Source organism: Streptomyces calidiresistens, from assembly GCF_014141525.1.
Classification (GTDB): domain Bacteria; phylum Actinomycetota; class Actinomycetes; order Streptomycetales; family Streptomycetaceae; genus Streptomyces; species Streptomyces calidiresistens.
In genome coordinates, this window is the sequence record NZ_VKHS01000212.1 from 1 (window position 1) to 7,224 (window position 7,224).

General features: G+C 73.0%; 8 protein-coding genes. 3 read left to right on the top strand and 5 right to left on the bottom strand.

Annotated features, from left to right (window positions below; genetic code table 11):
- The coding region (locus FOE67_RS11260) for a copper homeostasis protein CutC (protein WP_182663163.1) at positions 1–509 on the bottom strand (509 nt) is incomplete at its 3' end.
- A gap of 46 nt (positions 510–555) precedes the next feature.
- Here FOE67_RS11260 and FOE67_RS11265 point away from each other — a divergent pair.
- Complete coding sequence (locus FOE67_RS11265) at positions 556–1,278, top strand: HD domain-containing protein (RefSeq protein WP_182663165.1); 723 nt, start codon at positions 556–558, stop codon at positions 1,276–1,278.
- Here the strand turns inward: FOE67_RS11265 and FOE67_RS11270 are convergent.
- Positions 1,268–1,603, bottom strand: a complete 336-nt coding sequence (locus FOE67_RS11270) for a DUF4031 domain-containing protein (protein ID WP_182663167.1) — start codon at positions 1,601–1,603, stop codon at positions 1,268–1,270. The two genes, FOE67_RS11265 and FOE67_RS11270, sit on opposite strands and share 11 nt — an antisense overlap.
- Before the next feature lie 182 nt (positions 1,604–1,785).
- On the opposite strand from FOE67_RS11270, the gene FOE67_RS11275 reads away from it, so the two are divergent.
- Both FOE67_RS11275 and murQ read left to right on the top strand, forming a co-directional pair.
- The gene (locus tag FOE67_RS11275; RefSeq protein WP_182663169.1) at positions 1,786–2,733 is read left to right on the top strand and encodes a MurR/RpiR family transcriptional regulator; all 948 of its coding nucleotides are present in this window, start codon (positions 1,786–1,788) and stop codon (positions 2,731–2,733) included.
- Positions 2,734–2,789: 56 nt separating this feature from the next.
- Positions 2,790–3,824: an N-acetylmuramic acid 6-phosphate etherase gene (gene murQ / locus FOE67_RS11280; RefSeq protein WP_182663171.1), complete on the top strand. Its 1,035-nt coding sequence runs from the start codon at positions 2,790–2,792 to the stop codon at positions 3,822–3,824.
- Positions 3,825–4,185: 361 nt separating this feature from the next.
- On the opposite strand, the gene groL is transcribed toward murQ, so the two are convergent.
- From groL to FOE67_RS11295, 3 genes are all read right to left on the bottom strand, one after another.
- A complete protein-coding gene (gene groL / locus FOE67_RS11285) occupies positions 4,186–5,814 on the bottom strand; it encodes a chaperonin GroEL (RefSeq protein ID WP_182663173.1) in 1,629 nt (542 codons plus the stop codon).
- A gap of 376 nt (positions 5,815–6,190) precedes the next feature.
- On the bottom strand, positions 6,191–6,394 hold the full coding sequence (locus FOE67_RS11290) for a cold-shock protein (RefSeq protein WP_004986573.1): 204 nt from the start codon (positions 6,392–6,394) through the stop codon (positions 6,191–6,193).
- 460 nt (positions 6,395–6,854) lie between these two features.
- Positions 6,855–7,130 carry a ubiquitin-like small modifier protein 1 gene (locus tag FOE67_RS11295; RefSeq protein WP_182663175.1) on the bottom strand — a complete coding sequence of 92 codons (276 nt, stop codon included), beginning with the start codon at positions 7,128–7,130 and terminating at the stop codon, positions 6,855–6,857.
- Positions 7,131–7,224 lie beyond the last annotated feature (94 nt).

Here is a 7,224-nt window from a genome sequence, read left to right on the forward strand (position 1 = left end):
GGGTCGGCCTCCTCGCGCAGCACCTCCAGCCCGGCGTCCACACCGGCGGCGGAGCCGGCGGTGAGCAGGGTGTCCAGACCCGGCAGGCCGGTGAGGGCGCGCCGCACGGCGCCCCGGTCGGGGGCGTGGTCCAGGGCCCGGTGGAAGGTCCACCGGACGTCGCCGAGGACGGTGAGGAGGGCGCCGAGTGCGGGGAGGTCCGCGTCGCCGTCGGCGTCGAGGAAACCGATGACGAATTCGTCGGCGCCGGCCTCCCGCAACTCGGCGGCGTCGGCGCACAGTCGCTCGAGGTCGGCGGTGTCGCCGATGACGAATCCGTCCCGGGGGCGGAGCATGACCCGGATCGGCAGATCGACGGCGTCGCGCACGGCGGAGAAAATGGACGGGGAGGGGGTCAGGCCGTCGGCCGCCATGTCGGTCACCAGTTCGAGGCGATCCGCCCCACCGGTCCGGGCCGCCACGGCGTCCTCGACATCGAGGGCGATCACCTCGAGAAGTGGTCTAGACATATCGCAAAGAGTGTCACACACGCCGTTCCGAGGAAAGGTCCAGACCATGTGCGCCACGCACGTCCCACCCACCGGACGGGCCGGTGCCCCCGTCCGTTCACCGACCCCGTCCGGACCGGGAACGCCCCGCCCCGACCCGGCCCGGGGGAACACGCCCCCGCCGGAGACCCGGCTGCTCCGCCTGCTCGGCGACCGCCCCGAGGTCGCCGCACGCACCCGCGAACTGCTCGCCCGCTGGGCCGAGCCCACCCGGCACTACCACACCCTCGACCACCTGTGGGCCGTGCTCCACCGCCTGGATCTCCTCACCGGGCACGCCGAGGATCCCGTCGCCGTCGAACTCGCCGCCTGGTACCACGACGCGGTGTACGACCCGGGAGCCCCCGACAACGAGGAGCGCAGCGCCCGCCTGGCCGAGGAGGAGATCCCCTCCCTCGGGATCTCCCCCGACCGCGTCGCCGAGGTGGCCCGCCTGGTACGGCTGACCGCCGGCCACCGCACGGCCGAGGGCGACACCAACGGGGAGACGCTGTGCGACGCCGACCTCGGCGTGCTCGGCGGCCCACCGGAGGAGTACGCCCGGTACACCGCGGCCGTGCGGATGGAGTACGCGTCCGTGCCCGCCGAGGCCTTCCGCGCCGGCCGCGCCGCCGTGCTGCGCGACCTGCTGGCCCTCCCCCGCCTCTACCGCACCCCGTACGGGGCGGCGCACTGGGAGGCCACGGCCCGGTACAACCTGCGGGCCGAACTGGAACTCCTCACGGCCTGAGCCCCGGGCCGGGGGCCCGCCCGACGTCCCCGCCCCCACCGGGCCCGACCGCGGGGCGCGGCGACCACCGCTTGCGCCGCCGCAGACCGGAGACGTGCAACAGGCGCACGAGTTCCCGGCTCCCCACCGGCCGCGCGCCGAGCCGGAGCGCCTCCGCGTACCGCTCGGCCGGCAGGTCGTAGTGGTCCCGATCGAAGGCGCGGCGCGGCACGTCCCCCAGGCGCCGGGCGAAGAGGTGGAGTTCGTCGGTGGACCGGTCGCTGATCAGGTGCGACCACAGCCGACCGTGGCCCGGCCAGCGCGGTGGGTCGATGTACACCGCCATCCGCGCTCCTCCTCCCCGATCCCCGCGGCCCCCACCGATCACGGCCGCCGACCCCCGGCCCGGGGCTTCCCGCGGGCCGCTCCGCTGACCAGTATGAACCCCGCGCGTCCCCGGATCGGCGGACGCGGCAGGGCTTGACGGAAGAACCCGTACGAAAATATCTTTCACACGTGAGGGAGTCCATGAAGAAAAATGCCGCACGGCGCGGGGAGCGGGCCCGACCGGTCACCACCGTGCCGCGGCCGGCGCCGCCCGAGCCGGCCGCGCTGGCGGCCAAGGTCCGCACCATGGCCCCCTCGATGACCCGTTCCATGCAGCGGGTCGCCGAAGCGGTCGCCGGGGACCCGGCCGGCTGCGCCGCCCTCACCGTCACCGCCCTCGCCGAGCGCACCGGCACCAGCGAGGCCACCGTGGTACGGACCGCCCGGCTGCTCGGGTATCCCGGCTACCGCGACCTGCGGCTGGCACTCGCCGGGCTCGCCGCGCAACAGGCGTCCGGCGCCGCACCCTCCCTGACCACCGACATCACCGTGGACGACCCCATGGCGGAGGTCCTCGCCAAACTGACCCGCGACGAGCGGCAGACCCTCACCGACACCGCCGGGGCCCTGGATCTGCGACAGGTGGAGGCCGCCGTGACCGCGCTGGCCGCCGCCCCCCGCATCGACCTGTACGGGGCCGGGGCCTCCTCCCTGGTCGCCCAGGACCTGGCGCAGAAACTGCTGCGCATCGGCAAGGTCGCCCACGCCCACGCCGACCCCCACCTCGCGGTCACCGGCGCCGTGCAACTGCGCGCCGGCGACGTGGCCCTGGCCATCACCCACTCGGGCAGCACCGTGGACGTGGTCGAGCCGCTGCGGGCCGCCTTCGACCACGGCGCCACCACCGTGGCGGTCACCGGCCGCCCCGACGGCGAGGTCACCCGCTGGGCCGACCACGTGCTGACCACCTCCACCGCCCGCGAGAGCGAACTGCGGCCGGCGGCGATGTCCAGCCGGACCGGCCAACTGCTGGTCGTGGACTGCCTGTTCGTCGGCGTGGCCCAGCGCACCTACGACACCGCCGCGCCCGCGCTGCGCGCCAGCTACGAGGCCCTGGCCCACCGCCACCCGACCCGCGAGCCGCGCTGAACGGCCGGCGCCCCGGCGCCGGCCCCGGCCGCCCGACCCCGGAGATCCGCACGCCCATGAGCGCCGTTCCCTCCTCCTGGCCGTCCCCGTCCTCCCCGGCGCCGGTCCCGCCCGGCCCCGCCAACCCGCCGGGGTCGGACGGGGAGCGGCTGCGCGACCGGTTGGAGACACTGGCGACCGAGGCCCATCGGGCCGACCTCGCCTCCATCGACCGCCTGTCCACCGCGGAGATCGTCCGGGTGATGCACCGCGAGGACGCCGGGGTGCCGCGCGCGGTGGAGGCCGTGCTCCCCCGGGTCGCGGAGGCCATCGACGCGGTGGCCGCCCGGATGGAGAAGGGCGGCCGACTCTTCTACGCCGGGGCCGGGACCGCCGGCCGGCTGGGCGTGCTGGACGCCAGCGAGTGCCCGCCCACCTTCAACACCGACCCCGGGACCGTGGTCGGGTTGCTCGCCGGCGGTCCGGAGGCGATGGTCTCGGCGGTGGAGGGCGCCGAGGACGACGCGGCGGCCGGCCCGGCCGATCTGGACGCCCGGGGCGTCGGGCCGCTCGACACGGTGGTCGGGATCTCCGCCTCCGGCCGCACCCCCTACGCCGTGGGGGCCGTGGAACACGCCCGCCGGCTGGGGGCGCTGACCATCGGCCTGGCCTGCAACCCGGACACCCCGCTGGGCGCGGCGGCGGAACACGCCATCGAGGTGGTGGTCGGGCCGGAGCTGATCACCGGCTCCACCCGGCTGAAGGCGGGCACGGCGCAGAAGCTCGTGCTCAACATGATCTCGACCATCACCATGATCCGGTTGGGCAAGACCTACGGGAACCTGATGGTGGACGTGCGGGCCACCAACGACAAACTGCGGGCCCGCTCGCGGCGCATCGTCGCGCTGGCCACCGGCGCCCCGGCGCCGGCGATCGAGGAGGCGCTGACCGCCACCGGCGGGGAGGTCAAGCCGGCCATCCTCATGCTCCTCGCGGGCGTGGACGCCACCGGCGCGGAGCGGCTGCTGACCGGGGCCCGGGGCCGGTTGCGCGAGGCGCTGCTCGCCGCCGGAGCGGCGCCGGTGGACCCACCGGGGGCCGAAGCGGGCTGAGACCCGTTCGGCGCCGGATCACCGGGACGCGACGGCCGGCGTCGAAGCCGGGCCCGTGCCCGAACCCCGCCGACCCGCCCCCACTGTTTCCGCACTGTCCTCGCGTCCCGGCCCGGCCGCTCGCGGCTCGCCCGTCACCGCGCCGGCCCCGGGTGCACCACCATGGGAGCATCCTGCCGACACCCACCGCCATCTGTCGATCACGGTGGGTTCCCCGCGGAAAACCCGTGACGTCGGGGAGTCCGGTCTTCCCCGGGGGACGCCGGAACGCGCCGAGGGCGGCACCCCCGGTGTGGGGATGCCGCCCTCGGGCGTCTCGCCGTGCGTCGTGGACGCGGCTCGGTCCTCCGATCCCGGGGGATCAGAAGTCCATGCCACCGCCCATGCCGCCCGCGGCGGCGGCGTCGGCACCGGCGTTCTTCTCCGGCTTGTCGGCGATGACGGCCTCGGTGGTGAGGAAGAGCGCCGCGATGGAGGCGGCGTTCTGCAGCGCGGAGCGGGTCACCTTGGCGGGGTCGATGATGCCCTCGGCGACCAGGTCCACGTACTCGCCGGTGGCGGCGTTCAGGCCGTGACCCGGGGTGAGGTTGCGGACCTTCTCCACCACGACGCCGCCCTCGAGGCCGGCGTTGACCGCGATCTGCTTGATCGGGGCCTCCAGCGCGACCTTGACGATGGCGGCACCGGTGGCCTCGTCGCCGTCCAGCTCCAGCTTCTCGAAGACCGAGGCGGCCTGCAGCAGGGCCACGCCACCACCGGCGACGATGCCCTCCTCGACGGCGGCCTTGGCGTTGCGCACCGCGTCCTCGATGCGGTGCTTGCGCTCCTTGAGCTCCACCTCGGTGGCGGCACCGGCCTTGATGACGGCGACGCCGCCCGCGAGCTTGGCCAGGCGCTCCTGGAGCTTCTCGCGGTCGTAGTCGGAGTCGGAGTTCTCGATCTCGGCACGGATCTGGTTGACCCGGCCCTGCACGGCCTCGCTGTCGCCGGCACCGTCGACGATGGTGGTCTCGTCCTTGGTGATGACGACCTTGCGGGCGCGGCCCAGGAGCTCCAGCCCGGCGTTCTCCAGCTTGAGGCCGACCTCCTCGGAGATGACCTGGCCGCCGGTGAGGATGGCGATGTCGCCCAGCATGGCCTTGCGACGGTCACCGAAGCCCGGGGCCTTGACGGCGACGGACTTGAAGGTGCCGCGGATCTTGTTGACCACCAGGGTGGACAGGGCCTCGCCCTCGACGTCCTCGGCGATGATCAGCAGCGGCTTGCCGGACTGCATGACCTTCTCCAGCAGCGGCAGCAGGTCCTTCACGCCGCTGATCTTGGAGTTGGCGATGAGGATGTAGGGGTCCTCGAGCTCCGCCTCCATGCGCTCCATGTCGGTGGCGAAGTAGGCGGAGATGTAGCCCTTGTCGAAGCGCATGCCCTCGGTGAGCTCGAGCTCGAGCCCGAAGGTCTGCGACTCCTCGACGGTGATGACGCCTTCCTTGCCGACCTTGTCCATGGCCTCGGCGATCAGCTCGCCGATCTGGACGTCACCGGCGGAGATGGAGGCGGTGGAGGCGATCTGCTCCTTGGTCTCGACCTCCTTGGCCTGGCCGAGCAGGGCCTCGGAGACCTGCTCGACGGCCTTCTCGATGCCCCGCTTCAGGGCCATCGGGTTGGCGCCGGCGGCGACGTTGCGCAGGCCCTCGCGGACGAGCGCCTGGGCGAGGACGGTGGCGGTGGTGGTGCCGTCACCCGCGACGTCGTCGGTCTTCTTCGCGACCTCCTTGACGAGCTCGGCGCCGATCTTCTCGTACGGCTCCTCGAGCTCGATCTCCTTGGCGATGGACACACCGTCGTTGGTGATCGTGGGGGCGCCCCACTTCTTCTCCAGCACGACGTTGCGGCCCTTGGGGCCGAGGGTGACCTTGACGGCGTCGGCGAGCTGGTTCATCCCGCGCTCGAGGCCGCGCCGAGCCTCCTCGTCGAACGCGATGATCTTGGCCATGTGAAGTGGTCCTCCCAGAGACGGGGTGGATTGCTCCGGACCGCGCCGGCGCCCGCGACGGACGGCCCGCGCACCCGGTGGTTCCTTGCCCCCACCGTGCTCCGCGGACCTCACCGAGACCGGTCCTGCTTTGTCACTCTCACCTTCAGAGTGCCAAGCCCATGATTAGCACTCGGCACCCGGGAGTGCAAGCGCCGTCCGCCGGGTCGAAAGGTTCCGGACGCCCGTGCGCCCCCTCGCGCGCCCCCCTCCGGGCCGCCGGGAAGGGGGTGGGCACGACCCGAACGGGCGTCCCCGCGTTCGGACATGCGTCGGGCCCGCACCCCGGGGGAGATGCGGGCCCGACGGACATTCGGACGTTGCGGTGCCGCGGAGGTCAGGCGGTGACCCGGACCATGTCGGCCTGCGGGCCCTTCTGGCCCTGCGAGATCTCGAACTCGACCCGCTGTCCTTCCTCGAGAGTGCGGTAACCGTCCATCTGAATCGCGCTGTAGTGGACGAACACGTCCGCACCACCGTCGACCGCGATGAAGCCGTATCCCTTCTCCGCGTTGAACCACTTGACGGTGCCCTGAGCCATTCCCAACTCCCCTGTTGCCGGCCTTTTCACGAGACCACACCTCGCGGCCCCGGATCGCACCTCTCGGGCTCCATCCCCGGCCGGACGGGGATGTGCGCCGGAACGCGCGACCGCCGCTGAATGTATCCGCCCGGACGCCCACCGCAACAGGTCATTCGAGCGGGAATTCTGCGCCCCCGGAACGGGCAAAGCGCACGAAACACCGAAAAACATTGAAAATTCGGATGGGAGGAAGCACGCCAATCCGGCATTCACGGCGATGGTTTTCGGCGCGCGATGACGGTGAAGTGTCGTGAATTCATATGCGCCCCGGGTGCCCGGATGTGCCGGCACGGGGGCTCGCGAACCCAACTCTATCGCCCCCGGGAACGCCTCCGCCCCGGGACCGGAAAGGTCCCGGGGCGGGGTCGGATCATCGAACGGAGCGTTCGACACGCCGTGGCCGGCGTCGTGCGGAGGGTCAGCCCCCGGCGACCGCCGGGATGATCGAGATACCCGCGCCATCGGGGGTTTCCGTGGCCAGGCCGTCCGCGAACCGCACGTCGTCGTCGTTGACGTAGACGTTCACGAAGCGGCGCAGCCTCCCCTCGTCGTCCAGGACCCGACCGGCGATGCCGGGGTGGTTGGCGTCGAGGTCGGCGAGCACCTCGGAGAGGGTCGCCCCCTCCGCCTTCACCTCGGCGCTGCCGCCGGTGTAGGTGCGCAGGATGGTCGGGATTCGGACAGTCACGCTCATGGGGTGGATTCTCCTCGCCGTGAACCCCCGGGGAGTCGGGGAGTCGGATGGGGGGCGGCGCCCGCGTCGGGCGGGACAGCGGGCGGAACGGGAC

Coding starts and splice junctions, on each gene's coding strand:
- FOE67_RS11290 (WP_004986573.1), bottom strand. CDS start 6,394: ATGGCTCAGGGCACCGTCAAGTGGTTCAACGCGGAGAAGGGATACGGC.
- groL (WP_182663173.1), bottom strand. CDS start 5,814: ATGGCCAAGATCATCGCGTTCGACGAGGAGGCTCGGCGCGGCCTCGAG.
- murQ (WP_182663171.1), top strand. CDS start 2,790: ATGAGCGCCGTTCCCTCCTCCTGGCCGTCCCCGTCCTCCCCGGCGCCG.
- FOE67_RS11265 (WP_182663165.1), top strand. CDS start 556: ATGTGCGCCACGCACGTCCCACCCACCGGACGGGCCGGTGCCCCCGTC.
- FOE67_RS11275 (WP_182663169.1), top strand. CDS start 1,786: ATGAAGAAAAATGCCGCACGGCGCGGGGAGCGGGCCCGACCGGTCACC.
- FOE67_RS11270 (WP_182663167.1), bottom strand. CDS start 1,603: ATGGCGGTGTACATCGACCCACCGCGCTGGCCGGGCCACGGTCGGCTG.
- FOE67_RS11295 (WP_182663175.1), bottom strand. CDS start 7,130: ATGAGCGTGACTGTCCGAATCCCGACCATCCTGCGCACCTACACCGGC.